This window comes from Bradyrhizobium ontarionense (assembly GCF_021088345.1).
Lineage (GTDB): Bacteria > Pseudomonadota > Alphaproteobacteria > Rhizobiales > Xanthobacteraceae > Bradyrhizobium > Bradyrhizobium ontarionense.
In genome coordinates this window covers 1382144-1397037 of sequence record NZ_CP088156.1, presented here as the reverse complement: position 1 = coordinate 1397037, position 14894 = coordinate 1382144, and the positions used below count along the sequence as shown (strand labels likewise).

Annotated in this window: 12 protein-coding genes; 8 read left to right on the top strand and 4 right to left on the bottom strand. The window is 65.3% G+C overall.

Annotation, left to right across the window (positions count from 1 at the left end):
* Window positions 1-2 precede the first annotated feature (2 nt).
* Complete coding sequence (locus LQG66_RS06150; protein WP_231324426.1) at window positions 3-542, bottom strand: DUF3828 domain-containing protein; 540 nt, start codon at window positions 540-542, stop codon at window positions 3-5.
* A 266-nt stretch (window positions 543-808) separates the two neighbouring features.
* Here LQG66_RS06150 and LQG66_RS06145 point away from each other — a divergent pair, with 266 nt between their 5' ends.
* From LQG66_RS06145 to LQG66_RS06120, 6 genes are all read left to right on the top strand, one after another.
* A complete protein-coding gene (locus LQG66_RS06145; protein ID WP_231324423.1) occupies window positions 809-2416 on the top strand; it encodes an acyl-CoA synthetase in 1608 nt (535 codons plus the stop codon).
* Between the two features lie 6 nt (window positions 2417-2422).
* Window positions 2423-3280, top strand: coding sequence for a PCC domain-containing protein (locus LQG66_RS06140; protein ID WP_231324421.1), 858 nt, complete (start codon window positions 2423-2425; stop codon window positions 3278-3280).
* Between the two features lie 366 nt (window positions 3281-3646).
* The gene (locus tag LQG66_RS06135; protein ID WP_231324419.1) at window positions 3647-4417 is read left to right on the top strand and encodes an AAA family ATPase; all 771 of its coding nucleotides are present in this window, start codon (window positions 3647-3649) and stop codon (window positions 4415-4417) included.
* 811 nt (window positions 4418-5228) lie between these two features.
* Window positions 5229-5915 (top strand): YecA/YgfB family protein, encoded by a 687-nt coding sequence (locus LQG66_RS06130; protein WP_231324418.1) that lies wholly within the window; start codon window positions 5229-5231, stop codon window positions 5913-5915.
* Window positions 5916-6031: 116 nt separating this feature from the next.
* Entirely contained in the window at window positions 6032-6586 is a 555-nt protein-coding gene (locus LQG66_RS06125; RefSeq protein WP_231324417.1) for an SRPBCC family protein, read from the top strand.
* A gap of 469 nt (window positions 6587-7055) precedes the next feature.
* Window positions 7056-7988, top strand: coding sequence for a YVTN family beta-propeller repeat protein (locus tag LQG66_RS06120; RefSeq protein ID WP_231327706.1), 933 nt, complete (start codon window positions 7056-7058; stop codon window positions 7986-7988).
* A gap of 192 nt (window positions 7989-8180) precedes the next feature.
* On the opposite strand, the gene LQG66_RS06115 is transcribed toward LQG66_RS06120, so the two are convergent.
* The gene (locus tag LQG66_RS06115) at window positions 8181-8822 is read right to left on the bottom strand and encodes an HAD-IA family hydrolase (protein ID WP_231324416.1); all 642 of its coding nucleotides are present in this window, start codon (window positions 8820-8822) and stop codon (window positions 8181-8183) included.
* A gap of 288 nt (window positions 8823-9110) precedes the next feature.
* Between LQG66_RS06115 and LQG66_RS06110 the strand changes: the two genes are divergently transcribed.
* The gene (locus tag LQG66_RS06110; RefSeq protein WP_231324415.1) at window positions 9111-10103 is read left to right on the top strand and encodes a lipase family protein; all 993 of its coding nucleotides are present in this window, start codon (window positions 9111-9113) and stop codon (window positions 10101-10103) included.
* 263 nt (window positions 10104-10366) lie between these two features.
* Complete coding sequence (locus LQG66_RS06105) at window positions 10367-10696, top strand: hypothetical protein (RefSeq protein ID WP_231324414.1); 330 nt, start codon at window positions 10367-10369, stop codon at window positions 10694-10696.
* A 131-nt stretch (window positions 10697-10827) separates the two neighbouring features.
* On the opposite strand, the gene uvrA is transcribed toward LQG66_RS06105, so the two are convergent.
* A complete protein-coding gene (gene uvrA, locus LQG66_RS06100) occupies window positions 10828-13815 on the bottom strand; it encodes an excinuclease ABC subunit UvrA (RefSeq protein WP_231324413.1) in 2988 nt (995 codons plus the stop codon).
* A 278-nt stretch (window positions 13816-14093) separates the two neighbouring features.
* Complete coding sequence (locus tag LQG66_RS06095) at window positions 14094-14756, bottom strand: outer membrane protein (RefSeq protein ID WP_231324412.1); 663 nt, start codon at window positions 14754-14756, stop codon at window positions 14094-14096.
* Window positions 14757-14894 lie beyond the last annotated feature (138 nt).

The following is a 14894-nucleotide window of genomic DNA, read 5'->3' as shown; positions in this document are numbered from 1 at the left end:
CTCTACTTTCGTCCGGGCTTCCCTGTGATCTTCAGGAATTCCGACAACATCGCGCGGATCGACCACGGCTTGCCGTCGACCGCACCCCGGATATCGTCGATCTTCCACTGGCCTGTTTCGCGCACGAGGTCGTAACGGATGACGCTGTCGGCCTGGTCCTTGCGCTCGTTGCGATGGCCGGTGATGGTGACGGCGATCGTCGTCTTGTCGGCCTCCTGCTTTTCCGGCGTCACCTTGAACGAGGCGACATCCGGATCCTGCGAGTTGGTGATCGGATCGAAGTCGACCGCGCCGACCTCGCCCTTGGGCGTGCGGGCGTCCATTTTGGCCCATTGGGCGGCCAGCGACTTCGACAGATATTTGGCGCGCGCCGCCTTGTCCTCGATGACGAAGTTGCCGCCGTCCTCGCCCTTGCCCTTGGCCACGCGGGCGTAGATCGCGGTCATGATGCCCACGGGATCTTGGGCGGGGACCTGCGCATGCAGGGGCGCGGAGGCGAGCACGCCAGCGAGGCTCAGGAGCAAAAGACGACGGTCGATCATGGGTGTCCTCAAATCAGATTCGGCGTGCCAGGGATGAAGGAATTGGGATGAATGACTGCGCTGCCGGCCACGGGTTTGTCGCACGGCGGATGCAATCGTTCGAATGAAGCTGCGCATGGGTGCGATGGGCCGGGCGATCTTGCGACGGCTTGCGGTACCACGATAAACAGGAATGTGGAGTAGGGCGGCCGAGATCGCCCGAGGATCGATCGAGGGGATGTTGCCATGGTTCTGTTCATCCGCTGCAGAGAGGTGAGGGTCTGTCGATGACCACCGCCACCGCCCCCTTGCGCATGTCGCGGCGGGTCATGAACCTCGCGCATATCGTGACGCAGAACGGCCGCCGGCTCGGCGACCGCATCGGCTTCGTGTGGGGCGACAAGTCCTGGACCTGGCGCGAGATCGACGCGATGGTTTCGGCGCTCGCCGCGGCGCTTGCCGAGCAGGGCATCGCCAAGGGCGACCGCGTTCTGGTGCACTCCAAGAACTGCGAGGAGATGTTCGTCTCGATGTTCGCCGCGTTCCGGCTCGGTGCGGTCTGGGTGCCCACCAATTTCCGCCTGATGCCGGACGAGGTCGCCTATCTCGCCACCGCGTCCGGCGCGAAGGCCTTTCTCTGCCACGGCGATTTTCCCGACCATGCCGCGGCGGTGACGACCACGTCCTTCACCTGGCGCATCGGCGAGACCGACGGCTTCGGCACGCGCTCCGTGAGCGAGGCGATCAAGGCGAATGCCGGCGCTGACGTTGCGAACGCTGCTGTCGAGCACGACGATCCCTGCTGGTTCTTCTTCACCTCGGGCACCACGGGCCGGTCCAAGGCCGCGGTGCTGACTCATGGCCAGATGGCCTTCGTCATCACCAATCATCTCGCCGACCTGACGCCGGGCACGACCGAGCACGACGCTTCGCTCGTCGTGGCGCCGCTGTCGCACGGCGCCGGCGTGCACCAGCTGATGCAGAGCGCGCGCGGCGCCAAGACGGTGCTGCTGCCGAGCGAGAAGTTCGACATCACCGAAGCCTTCCGCCTGATCGAAACGCATCGCGTCAGCAACCTCTTCACCGTGCCGACCATCCTGAAGATGATGGTCGAGCATCCCGCCGTCGACCAGTTCGACCACGCCTCGCTGCGTCACGTCATCTACGCCGGCGCGCCGATGTATCGCGAGGACCAGAAGCGCGCGCTGGCGCGACTCGGCAAGGTGATCGTGCAGTATTTCGGGCTCGGCGAGGTCACCGGCAACATCACCGTGCTGCCGGCCGCAGCGCACGAGGAGGAAGACGGCCCTGAGGCGCGGATCGGCAGCTGCGGCTACGAGCGCACCGGCATGCAGGTCTCGATCCAGGATGATGGCGGACGCGAGCTGAGGCCGGGCGAGACCGGCGAGATCTGCGTCATTGGCCCTGCCGTGTTCGCGGGCTACTACGACAATCCGGAAGCCAATGCGAAGGCGTTTCGCGACGGCTGGTTCCGCACCGGCGATCTCGGCCATATGGATGCGCAAGGCTTCGTCTACATCACCGGCCGCGCGTCGGACATGTACATCTCCGGCGGCTCCAACATCTATCCGCGCGAGGTCGAGGAAAAGATCCTGACCCATCCCGATATCGGCGAGGTCGCCGTGCTCGGCGTGCCCGATCCAGTCTGGGGCGAGGTCGGTGTCGCCGTCTGCGTGGCGCGCGAGGGCGCTGCGGCGCCGAGCGAGAGCGACATGGCCGGCTATCTCGCCACCAAGCTGCCGCGCTACAAGATGCCGAAGCGCTTCTTCTTCTGGGACGCGCTGCCCAAGTCGGGCTATGGCAAGGTTCCCAAGCGCCTGGTGCGCGACGAGCTCGAGGCGCGCGGGCTGCTCGATCTCACCAAGCAGGGTTGAGCACTGATGCGATTCATCAAACAGCCCGGCGCGCCCGTGGCCGACTGCATCCAGTGGGTTGAGGCGCGCGGCCGCGCTTTCACGTTCACACTCGAAAGGGGCGTACCGTTGCTGGAAGCCGTACGCCGCGGCTTTGCGGCGCACGGCTTTGCCGGCGGCGTGCTCGACATCAGAGGCGGCGCGCTCTCGCCCTTCGCCTACGTGATGCCGGCGCTGTCGAAGACGCCGGATCATGCCGCATTCTACAGCGAGACCTATCGGCCCGCTGGTGTCACGCAGCTCTCGACCGGGACCATGACGCTCGGCGTGCGCGATGGCGCGCCGTTCTTCCATTGTCACTCGCTGTGGACGGAAGAGGGCGGCCGCGCCGGGGGCGGGCACCTCCTGCCGGAGGAGACGATCGTCGCTGAGGGCTTCGCGGTCGAGGCTTTCGGTCTCGACGGCGCGATCTTCACGGCCGAGCCGGACGCTGAGACCGGCTTCAAGCTGTTCGGGCCGGTGGCGGCTGCGCCGAGCGCGGCCACCACGGATCGCCGGGCGTTCGCGCTGCGGCTGCGGCCGAACCAGGATTTCGCCGGCTGCCTGGAGGAGTTCTGCCGCGCGCAGGGTATCGGCAGAGCGCGCATCCGGGGCGGCGTCGGCTCGACCATCGGCGCACGCTTCGAAGACGGCGTTGTCGTCGAGCCGTTCGCGACCGAGCTGACCATCACCTCCGGCGCCATCGCACCAGGCGCTGACGGACTCGAAGCCACGCTCGACGTCGCGCTGGTCGACTACACCGGCGCGCTGGCACAGGGACGCCTCGTCCGCGGCGACAACCCGGTGCTGATGACCATGGAGCTGGTGCTGGAGGTCGTGGCGTAGGTGCGAGAGCCGGTGATCGCCTGATGCAGCGCTTCGGGCGAAGCGTGTTGATTGCTCTCTGCGGGCATCGCAGTCGAGTTGGGCACACCCTCTCCACATCGTCATTCCGGGGCGCCGCGGAGCGGCGAGCCCGGAATCCATACTCACGATCGTGGTTATGGATTCCGGGCTCGTCCGCCGCGCGCGAAATGGCTGGACGCCATTTTGCGCGCGTCGAACGCCCCGGAATGACGGATGAGAGAGTTTGCCACTCTCGGGATTCTGTCGCTTGAGGTCTGCGCGCTGGAGTAGTCCACTTGCAGCAGTGGCCGATGCGGCCGCCATGTGCGAGATTGCCCGCGATGTCACCGAGGTTGTGAAGGCGTCATGGCGAGGAACCAACGCGCGATCAGGCTGCCGGCACCCTATCTGAAGCGGCTGTGGCTCGACCCGGACAAGATCGAGGATCGGGCCGTCTATCCGTTTTGCCTGCCGTTCCTGCAGGATGATTTCGAGCTCAGCTTCTCCCGTGCGATCACCATCATCGTCGGCGAGAACGGCACCGGCAAGTCGACCTTGCTCGAAGGCATCGCGTCGCTCGCCGGCTATGACGAAGCCGGTGGCGGCAAGGGCTATAGGCCGGTCGATCATGGTCGTGCGGTCGAGCGCATGGGCGGCGCGCTCGGCGCTGCGTTGCGCGCCAGCTGGCTGCCCAGGATCACGCAGGGCTGGTTCTTCCGCGCCGAGAGCTTCTTCTCGGTGGCGCGCTATCTCGACCAGGCCGCATTGGACGATCCGCTCGGAGGGCCGCCGCCCGATTTCCTGTCGCATTCGCACGGCGAGGGTTTTCTGCGCTTCTTTCAGGAGCGCTGCCAGCGCCAGGGCATCTACATCTTCGACGAGCCGGAATCGGCGCTGTCGCCGGCGCGCCAGATCGAGTTTCTCAAGCTGATGCGGCGGATGGACGAGTCCGGCCACTGCCAGGTGCTGATGGCGACGCATTCGCCGGTGCTGATGGCCTATCCCGGCGCCATGCTGCTGCGGCTGACCAAATACGGCCTCGAGAAGGTCGCGGTGCAGGACACCGATCACTTCAAGGCCCTGCGCGAGTTCTGCGCCGACCCTGACGGCTTCGTGCAGGCGGTGCTCGCGGAGTGAGGGGCGTCGCTCGTATTCACGACAATAGCTGTCATCGCCCGGCTTGACCGGGCGATCCAGTATTCCGCGACGGCAGTGCTTGATCGAGAGGCCGCGGCGTACTCGATCGCCCGCCTGCGCGGGCGATGACAGTTGAGGATGAGGCGGCGACGGCGTGTAAGCGGCGGACATGCTGAGATCTTCTCGCGATGCATTTGCATCCGAGCTTTGACATTCATGTCGCCCTCATCAAATGAGAGGGCGCAGGGAAGGCCGGGTGCAGGCCGCACCCATGGCCCGCCTGCGAAAAAAATGCAGGCGGCAGGAACCACAGGATTGGCCGAACAACCGGCCTTCCCTGCGCGACGGTTTCTACCGGCTTATACGCGCTCTCCTCGGTGCACCGGGCTTTCTGGCCACCGTCATCGGCGCGATGCTTTGGGAGCATCGACACCCACTTGACCTCAGCGTCGGGAGGTCAGGACCACACGATTTCGCCGTCCGCCACGAGACCCGTCGTCGTGCGCAAGCGCACCGGGGCCGTGACGTCCATCGCATCCCGCCCTCAACGCCCGTGACGACCGCGAAGCGTCCCTCTCGTGAGGACAGGACGCGCACAGAAAAACAGAAATTCCGAAAAAAAGAAAGAAGAATATTTTCCGCGGCAGGACTGGACATGGGTGATGCCGCTGATCCCGCGCGGAAATTTAGGTTTTGCGCGCACGGCTGTTTTGGTGTCAAAACGGCCGCGTCACGCCTTTCTGCCTTGCGCAGCGTGCGCGTCGGGCAAATCAGGCTGCGACGACGATGAGGCAAGAGCAAGGGTTGCAGCATGCCGGAAGAGACCAGCCATCACGACGAGCTCGACCAGGCGCTGCTGGCGCTCGATGAAGGCGCCATGGTGCTGGAGGAGCTCGACGGCTTCATCGCCGGCCTGTTGATCCTGCCGGAGCCCGTCCCGCCGGGCGAGTGGTTCGCTGCGGCGTTCGGGCTCGGCAAGCGACGGCGCTCGGTGTTTGCAAGCATCGGCCATGCCAACGCGGTGCTCGACCTCGTGATGGCGTATTACGACGAGATCGCGCGGACGCTGACGCGCGACCCGGAGCTGTACCAGCCGCTCTATCCGCTCGATCCCGTGAACGGCGATGTGATCTGGGAGCTGTGGATCGAAGGCTTTGCTGCGGCGGTGGACCTGCGTCGCGAGCGGTTCGAGGCCTATCGGCAGGTCGGCGGCGACGTGGCCGCGGCGGTCGCGATCCTGATGCAGGCGATCGATGTGGCGCTGGAGGAAAACGTCGAATCTGTCGAGCGCGCCAATCTCGGCCGCGATGTGCCCGCTGATATCCGCGACGCGGTGCTGGCCCTTTACCGGTACCGGCAGAGCGGGGCACCGGTGCCCGGTTCGCTCGACTTCGCCGAGCAGCCCAATCCGTTCGCATCGTTCGGCAAGATCGGCCGCAACGCCCCCTGTCCGTGCGGTTCCGGCCAGAAATACAAGCGCTGCTGCGGCGCGAATTGATCGGCCGCCGATCGTCACGACACGGTCTTTTTTGTTGCAACAATCGGGAGCGGTGCAAAGATGGCTCCGCCGCGCGCCAGATGCGCGAGCCAAATGAGAATGGTTGAGGAAACGAGATGAGGATGGTGTTCGGCAAGGCGCTAGTCGCGATGGCTGCGCTCGCGATCGCAACGACGGCCCTGACCACAGCTGATGCGCATGGTCCGACCCGGCGCAAGGTCCAGGAGCATGTCGAGATCAATGCCGCGCCCGCGAAGGTGTGGGCCGTGATCGGCAGCTTCCAGGACATGAGCTGGCTCGGCGTCGTCGACAAGACCGAGGGCGACAAGGGCAACGAGATCGGCGCCACGCGCAAGCTGACCCTGAAGGGCGGCGCCACCGTCGACGAGGAGCTCTACAAGTTCGATGCCGAGAAGATGAGCTATTCGTACCGCATCACCGCCGTCGACGTGAAGGTGCTGCCGGTGACGAACTACTCGTCGACCATCGCGGTCACGCCGAGCGCGGACGGCAAGGGCAGCGTGGTCGAATGGATCGGCGCGTTCTACCGCGGCTTCCCCAACAACGACCCGCCGCCGGAGCTGAGCGACGAGGCCGCGGTCAATGCGGTGAGCGGGCTCTATAAGGGTGGGCTCGAGGGATTGAAGAAGAAGGTGGAGAGCGGGAGCTGAAGGGCTGGATTGGTCGTTTGGAATCGATCATGTCGCCCGGCGGGCGCTGCGCTCCCTCTCCCCGTTCTTCACGGGGGCGCGACGAGCTTCGCTCGCGCTGTGAGGGTTGGGGTGAGGGGCAGACGCACGGGGAGTGTCAGCGGTTGGACCTGTACCCCCTCACTCGGATTGCATCTTCGATGCAATCCGACCTCTCCCCGCAGGCGGCAGGGCGATCGCATATGAGAGATAAGGGCGCGCGCCGAGTGAGCCCGCCAATGAGTTACTCCGTCATGCCCGGGCTTGACCCGGGCATCCACGCCTTTCTTTCCAGGCCAAACAGACGTGGATGGCCGGGACAAGCCCGGCCATGACGATGTGGAAAGAGACGGGCGCAAAACAGAAATCGCCATATGCGATCGCCCTGCCGCAGGCGGGGAGAGGCTCGCACCGAGTTCACCGCTGCAGTGCTCGCCATCGCTCACACCGTATCGGTGGTCTTCTGCTCGCAGCCTTGCTTTCCTGCAGCGCCAGCGCCCACGCCGAAGAAGCTTTCGTCACCAATCAGCTGAGCGACGATCTCACGATCGTCGACCTCACGACCTCGAAACCGGTGGCGACGATTCCGATCGGCGGCAAGCCGGCTGGCATTGCTGTCGCCGCGGACGGGCGCTTCGCCTATGTGGCGAGCCCGGACGACAAGACCGTCAGCGTCATCGACGCCGCCGCGCGAAAGGTGGTCGGACGGATCGAGGTCGGCGGCGGGCCGCTCGGCATCGCCGTCACGCCGGACGGCGCGACCGTCTATGTCGCCGACTGGTACAACGCCGCAATCCGCGTCATCGACGCCAAGGCGCGCACAGTCACCAGCAGCATCGCGGTCGGCGCCTCGCCGTCGGGACTCGCGGTGACACCCGACGGCAAGCTGCTGCTCTCGGCCGACCGCGACGACGACATGGTCTCGGTGATCGACACCGCCACGCGCCAGCGCCTTGCGACCATCAAGGTCGGGGCGCGACCGTTCGGCGTCACCATCGAAGCGGAAGGCAAGCGCGCCTATACAGCCAATGTCGGCTCCAACGACGTCTCGGTGATCGATCTCAGCGAGCGCCGCGAGATCGGCCGGGTCAAGACCGGCCTGCGACCTTATGCTGTCGCACTGGCGCAGGGCAGGGGCTTCGTCACCGACCAGTATGACGGCACGGTCAGCGTGTTCGACCTGGCAAGCCTGCAGCCGCTCAAGCGCATTACCGTCGGCGACTATCCGGAGGGCATCGAGGCGACGGCCGATGGCCAGCGCATCATCGTCGCCAATTGGGAGAGCAACATTCTGAGCGTCATCGACGTCGCGACGCTCAAGGTGACGGCCGAGATCAAGGTCGGCGACGGCCCGCGTGCGTTCGGCGCGTTCTTGCGGCGGTAACAGCGTTGCTGTCATTCAGAGATGGTGTCGGGAAGATCGTGAAGCGCGCAGGCCGGTCAGACAATCCGAGCTGTCATGCCACGCGTAGGCGGGGCATCCAGTACGCTGCGGCATTTCCGTTGACCATTGCTGTCTCCAAGTACTGGGTCACCCGCCTTCGCGGGTGACGACGGCGGAATGCAATGACGGAAATCACGCATGTGCTGTCATTGCCAATAATCGCTCCGCAATCTCCTCCATCCGCGTGAACACCAGATCGGGCTGATGATCGCGCAGCGCCTTCTCGGCGGCGTAGCCCCAGGTCACGGCGCCGCAGGCGATGCCGGCGGCGCGTGCCGCCTCGATGTCGCGGGTCTCGTCGCCGATCGAGATCACCTCGCCCGGCGCGATGCGCGCACGCTTCAGCACGCGGCGAAATTTCCGCGCCTTGCCGAACACCGAGGCCGAGCAGTCGAAATCAGCGAACAGGCCGGCGCGCGATCCGAGCTTCTGACGCGCATTGGCCTCGCTGTCCGACGAGACCAATGCGAGCTTGGTGCCGTTGCCGGCAAGCGTGTCGAGCATGATGTCGACGCCGTCAAACAGCGGGATGCTCGCTGCATGCGCCGTCTTCAGTTGGCGCACGTAGCGCGCGATGAAGGGCAGCTTCCAGCGCGGCACCTCGAGGAAATCCAGGATCTCGCGCGTCGAGGCGTGGCGCAGCCCGTCGATGTCCTCGTCCTGCACCTGGCGAAAGCCGAAGCGCTCGGCGACCGTATTCACGTGGAGCCGAAACCACGGGAAGCTGTCGGCGAGCGTGCCGTCGAGATCGAAGATGACAAGGGAGTAGGGCATCGGCTCGCGTTGTGGTGAAGTCGCCTGCTTGACGATTGATGATGGTAACCGAAGAGTGTCGCCGTGCGACAGCCCGCGCCATAGCAATGGAACCATGATGACGCAATGAGGTGCGGCGTACAGGTCGCGCAACTCCGTCGCGGGGTCGACGATCTTGGGTTGAAAATGTTGTGATGTGCACCCGGAGAGCCAGGCGCCTATGGTGATGGGGGGCTGACCATGGAGTCAGTCCGCTCGCACATGATTTGATTGAATTTTTTTCATCGTTCAAAGTCAGAGAGATTTCAGATGGCGCTCAACAAGGTCGCTGCGGCGTATTTGTCCTACTTCGCCTATATCGATGACGCGCTGGACACAGTCCAGCCGAACGACTTCAAGAAGCTGCTCGGCGCGGTGCCGTCAGGCACGGCGAACGGCCCGTGGTCGCTGTGCTGGGGTCCGGCGGTCAACAACGGCGTGCTGGCCTATGTCGCGCAAGGCAAGGACGGCAGCTACGCGCTGGCGTTCCGCGGCACGGATGTCGACGGCTCGGTGGCCGGAGCCTTCGAGAACGTGCTCGCCGATGCCGACGCGTTCTTTCTCGTGCCGTGGCTATATCCGCAGCAGGCCGGCGCGCCACAGCAGATCAGCGCGGGGATCAACGATGCGCTGGCGCTGGTCATCGCGCTCACCGATCCGACGACCGGCCTCTCTCTGCTGGACTATCTGCGCGGCCTTGCGGCCAAGCAGAATCTGCAACTCATGGTGACCGGGCACAGTCTCGGCGGCGCGCTCGCTGTCGTGGCCACGGCGTGGCTGAAGGACCAGTTGCCCAAGCTGACGCCATCGCTGAAATTCACGCTGTGGCCGCACACCTTCGCCTCGCCGACGATGTGGAACGCGGGGTTCGCGACGACCTTCGCAAAGACCTACACCTATTACGCCGCCGTCAACAGCAACGACATCGTGCCGATGGGCTGGGCCAACCTCAAGGGCGTGCTCGCGACCTATTCGCCACCGGCGCCGGTCCTGAAGGATACCAACTATTATTCGATCTATGTTCCCATCGAGATCCTCAGGGCCACGATCCCGACCTACACGTCGATCGTGCCCAGCAATCCGGATCCGTTCACGATCGCGCCGATCGCGGAGCAGAACGATTCCTGGACCGCCGAAGCCGGCTACATGCATTCGATGCAGCTGCAATACTTCCCGCACGCGACCGGCACGACCGCGCCGCCACTGCCCGGCGTCACCAAGAGCGGTGTGGCACGGTCGCGCGCGGTCGCCGCGGCCGCGTAAGCTCGCGTCAGGGCGGCGTCGCGACGCGAGTTGCACTTGCGGGTCTGCCGCCGGCCGATCCGCAAGTGGGGCTCGGACACGAGCGGCGGGTTGATCGTGCCCGCCGCGCGCACTGCTCGCGGCCGCGCCGGTGATTTCCTGATCAGGCCGGTCGCGGGAAAATGAGCGCTGCGTTGTGTCGCACAATTGTGCAGGCGAGCGCCGGAACTCGCGGGCATCCCTGTGGTTTGTTCCTCGATAATTAGGAACAAGGGAGCAAGTTCATGACATCGAGGTTTGGATTCGCTGCGCTGACGGCCGTCACGCTGGTGGCCGGCACGGTCGGCGCCTCCGCCGGTGAGTACGGGCCGGGCGGTAATGGCTATGGTGGGCAGACGACCAGCACCTACGCGTATCGCGAGTCCTACGCCTGGGCGCCGGGACCGGTCTATGAGGAGGGCTACGTCGCCGTCGCGCCGGGCCCGTACTACGGCCCCGGCTGGGGCGCCGGCTACAACGGCACCAACCATCCGACCCCGAGCTCGACCCAGGGCGACGTCGGCCCGGGCGGCAACAACAACGGCACGCGGAGCGGGTATTACCGGCAGTGGTAGGCTGAGGCCAGTGCCAAACGATCGAGCCCGCCGCTCAGAGCGGCGGGCTTTGCTTTGATGGGCTACAGCTGCGTCTCAGCGTCATTGCGAGCGAAGCAATCCAGACTCACCGGATTGCGTCGTTTCGCGCACTACTCCGCCGCCTCGCTGGCGGCGCCGCGGCCGCGTTTCTTCGGCTTGGCTGACTTTTCCAGCACCGGCTTCAGGAACTGGCCGGTGTAGCTGCGCGGCGCCTTGACGATGTCCTCCGGCGGGCCCCAGGCGACGATCTCGCCGCCGCCGTCGCCGCCTTCGGGGCCGAGGTCGATCACCCAGTCGGCGGTCTTGATGACCTCGAGATTGTGCTCGATCACGACCACCGTGTTGCCCTGCGCGACCAGCTCGTGCAGCACCTCAAGGAGCTTCTTGACGTCGTGGAAATGCAGCCCGGTGGTCGGCTCGTCCAGGATGTAGAGCGTGCGCCCCGTCGCGCGCTTCGACAGCTCCTTGGCGAGCTTGACGCGCTGGGCCTCGCCGCCGGACAGCGTGGTGGCCTGCTGGCCGACATGGATGTAGTCGAGGCCGACACGGCGCAGGGTCTCGAAGGTGTCGCGCACGCGCGGCACCGCCTTGAAGAACTCGGCGGCCTCCTCGACCGTCATGTCGAGCACGTCGGCGATCGACTTGCCCTTGAACAGCACGTCGAGCGTCTCGCGGTTGTAGCGCTTGCCCTTGCAGACGTCGCAGGTGACGTAGACGTCGGGCAAAAAGTGCATCTCGATCTTGATGACGCCGTCGCCCTGGCAGGCCTCGCAGCGGCCGCCCTTGACGTTGAACGAGAACCGGCCGGGCTCGTAGCCGCGCGCCTTGGATTCCGGCAGGCCGGCGAACCATTCGCGGATCGGCGTGAACGCGCCGGTATAGGTCGCGGGATTGGAGCGCGGGGTGCGGCCGATCGGCGACTGGTCGATGTCGATGATCTTGTCGATGTGCTCCAGGCCCTCGATGCGGTCGTGCGGCGCGGCGCCTTCGCTGGCGCCGTTGAGCTTGCGCGCGATCGCCTTGTAGAGCGTGTCGATCAGCAGCGTCGACTTGCCGCCGCCGGAGACGCCGGTGATGGCCGTGAACAGGCCGAGCGGAATCTCGGCCGAGACGTTCTTGAGATTGTTGCCGCGGGCGTTGACGACCTTGATGGTGCGGCGATGGTTCGGTGGCCGCCGCTCCGGCACCTCGACCTCGAGCTCGCCGGTGAGATATTTGCCGGTCAGCGAGGCCGGATTGCGCATGATCTCGGCCGGCGTGCCCTCGGCGACGATGTGGCCGCCATGGGTGCCGGCGCCGGGACCGATGTCGAGCACGTAGTCGGCGAGGCGAATGGCGTCCTCGTCATGCTCGACCACGATGACGGTGTTGCCGAGGTCGCGCAGCCGCTTCAGGGTGTCGAGCAGCCGCGCGTTGTCGCGCTGATGCAGGCCGATCGACGGCTCGTCCAGCACGTAGAGCACGCCTGTCAGCCCCGAGCCGATCTGCGAGGCCAGGCGGATGCGCTGGCTCTCGCCGCCGGACAGGGTGCCGGAGGAGCGCGCCAGGGTCAGGTAATTGAGGCCGACGTCGAGCAGGAAGGTCAGGCGGTCACGGATCTCCTTGAGGATGCGGGTCGCGATCTCGGTCTGCTGCGCGTTGAGCTGCTTCGGCACCTCCGCGAACCATTCGCCGGCGGCCTTGACGCTGAGCTCGCTGATCTCGCCGATGTGCTTGGCCCCGACCTTGACGCATAGCGCCTCGGGCTTGAGCCGAAAACCACGGCACGCCGCGCAGGGCACGTCGTTGAAGTACTTGCCGAGCTCCTCGCGCGCCCATTCGCTCTCGGTCTCGCGGAAGCGGCGCTCGATGTTGGTGATGACGCCCTCGAACGGCTTCTTGGTGTCGTAGGCGCGGACGCCGTCCTCATAGGTGAACTTGATCTCGTCGTCGCCCGAGCCGTGCAGCAGCGCGTTCTGCGTCTTCTTCGGCAGGTCCTTCCACTTGGTGTCGAGCGTGAACTTGTAGAACTTGCCGAGCGCGGTCAGCGTCTGCAGATAATAGGGCGAGGACGACTTGGCCCACGGCGCGATCGCACCCTTGCGCAGGGTGACCTCCTTGTCGGGGATCACGAGATCGGCATCGACATGCTGCTCGACACCCAGGCCGCCGCATTCCGGGCAGGCGCCATAGGGATTGTTGAACGAGAACAGCCGCGGCTCGATCTCGGGGATGGTGAAGCCGGAGACCGGGCAGGCGAACTTCTCCGAGAACAGGATGCGCTCGGGTCCGCTCTTGTCGTGGATCTTCGCGGTCTTCTTCTTTTCTTCGGCAGGCGCTGCCGAGGCGGGGGTGTCGGCGAACTCGATCACGGCCAAGCCCTCGGCGAGCTTCAGCGCGGTCTCGAAGCTCTCGGCAAGACGCTGGCCGATGTCGGGGCGCACGACGATGCGGTCGACGACGACGTCGATGTCGTGCGGGAACTTCTTGTCGAGCGTGGGCGCCTCGGCGAGCTCATGGAAGGTGCCGTCGATCTTGACGCGCTGAAAGCCCTTCTTGAGATATTCGGCCAGCTCCTTCTTGTACTCGCCCTTGCGGCCACGTACGACCGGCGCCAGCAGATAGAGGCGGGTGCCCTCGGGAAGCGCCAGCACGCGATCGACCATCTGCGACACGGTCTGGCTCTCGATCGGAAGTCCCGTGGCCGGCGAGTAGGGCACGCCGACGCGGGCCCACAGCAGGCGCATGTAGTCGTAGATCTCGGTGACGGTGCCGACGGTGGAGCGCGGGTTCTTGGACGTCGTCTTCTGTTCGATCGAGATCGCCGGCGACAGGCCGTCGATCTGGTCGACGTCGGGCTTCTGCATCATCTCCAGGAACTGGCGCGCATAGGCCGACAGCGATTCGACGTAGCGGCGCTGGCCCTCGGCATAGATCGTATCGAAGGCGAGCGAGGATTTGCCGGAGCCCGAGAGCCCGGTGAACACGACGAGCCTGTCACGCGGGATCTCGACGTCGATGTTCTTGAGATTGTGCTCGCGGGCGCCGCGGATGGTGATGGCCCGCAGGCTCGACGAGTTGGCTTGCGCGCGCTGCTTGGCCTTGAGCACTTCATCCATGACGATCGTCCCACGGCGCGGCATCAGCGCCATCGTTGCAAGGCGCGTTCGCCGGAAACCGGCCATCGGACGCCAGAGGGAAAGGTATCGTCAGAACGTAGGAAGAACGAGTGCGGATTTCCAGTGCCGTCAGCGAATCATCAACAATGCGTTCGGGGAATGGCAGCGATTGGCAGGAGCGAGGCCGGTTCCGTCATGCCGCGCGCCTGATCCGGCAAAGAAAAAGCCTCCGCTCTGGCAGAGCGGAGGCTTTGTGCGTTGGCCCGGAGGCGTAGATCTTAGAAGTGGTAGTTCACGCCCACCTGCACGGTGTGCAGGTTGATGGTGCCCGACGGCAGCAGTCCACCCGCGGCGTAGTTCTCGCTGCCGAAGCTCTTGTAGAGGTATTCGGCTTTCACCGACCAGTTCGGGACGAACATGTATTCGGCGCCGGCACCGAGGGTCCAGCCGTTGTGGAACTGGCGACCGAAGTCAGTAGCGCCGAAGCCGGAGAGGGTGGCCTTGTTTTCCATCCACGCGTAACCGCCGGTGGCGTACAGCATGGCGGGACCGAAGGTGTAGCCCAGGCGACCGCGCACGGTGCCCATGTCCTCGATCTTGCTCGAGAAGGTGGCGCCACCCGCAGTTACAGAGCCGTTGATGTCGGCCCAGGCTGCATCAGCCTCGACGCCGAACACGACCGGACCCTGCTGCCAGTTGTAGCCGATGGTGCCGCCGGCGAAGCCGCCCTTCTGCGACAACGAAAAGGGTGCAACGAAGCCAGCGAAGCTGTTGTTATCCTGGCTGGCATAACCACCCATCGCACCGATGTAGAAACCGGCCCAGGTCGGGAGCGGCGCGGCAACCGGCGCCTTGGTGTAGGGACGCGCAGCAAGATCGGCAGCGGCAGCGGGAGCGGCCAGGGCGGCCAGGGCCACGGTCGCAAGCAGGATCTTCTTCATTCTTCTTCTCTCCAGTTTAGTCCTAGAAGTCCGCGTCGCACCGAAGCTTTCACGCACGAAACAGACTCACCCGTTCAAGTTGACGAACCTCCTATAGCCGGGTTCCGCGCGGATTGCCGTCACCTCAAAGCCACAGTC

Excerpts from the sequence above, each read along its gene's own strand:
- LQG66_RS06150 (WP_231324426.1), bottom strand. The coding sequence starts at position 542 with ATGATCGACCGTCGTCTTTTGCTCCTGAGCCTCGCTGGCGTGCTCGCC.
- LQG66_RS06145 (WP_231324423.1), top strand. The coding sequence starts at position 809 with ATGACCACCGCCACCGCCCCCTTGCGCATGTCGCGGCGGGTCATGAAC.
- LQG66_RS06140 (WP_231324421.1), top strand. The coding sequence starts at position 2,423 with ATGCGATTCATCAAACAGCCCGGCGCGCCCGTGGCCGACTGCATCCAG.
- LQG66_RS06135 (WP_231324419.1), top strand. The coding sequence starts at position 3,647 with ATGGCGAGGAACCAACGCGCGATCAGGCTGCCGGCACCCTATCTGAAG.
- LQG66_RS06130 (WP_231324418.1), top strand. The coding sequence starts at position 5,229 with ATGCCGGAAGAGACCAGCCATCACGACGAGCTCGACCAGGCGCTGCTG.
- LQG66_RS06125 (WP_231324417.1), top strand. The coding sequence starts at position 6,032 with ATGAGGATGGTGTTCGGCAAGGCGCTAGTCGCGATGGCTGCGCTCGCG.
- LQG66_RS06115 (WP_231324416.1), bottom strand. The coding sequence starts at position 8,822 with ATGCCCTACTCCCTTGTCATCTTCGATCTCGACGGCACGCTCGCCGAC.
- LQG66_RS06110 (WP_231324415.1), top strand. The coding sequence starts at position 9,111 with ATGGCGCTCAACAAGGTCGCTGCGGCGTATTTGTCCTACTTCGCCTAT.
- LQG66_RS06105 (WP_231324414.1), top strand. The coding sequence starts at position 10,367 with ATGACATCGAGGTTTGGATTCGCTGCGCTGACGGCCGTCACGCTGGTG.
- uvrA (WP_231324413.1), bottom strand. The coding sequence starts at position 13,815 with ATGGATGAAGTGCTCAAGGCCAAGCAGCGCGCGCAAGCCAACTCGTCG.
- LQG66_RS06095 (WP_231324412.1), bottom strand. The coding sequence starts at position 14,756 with ATGAAGAAGATCCTGCTTGCGACCGTGGCCCTGGCCGCCCTGGCCGCT.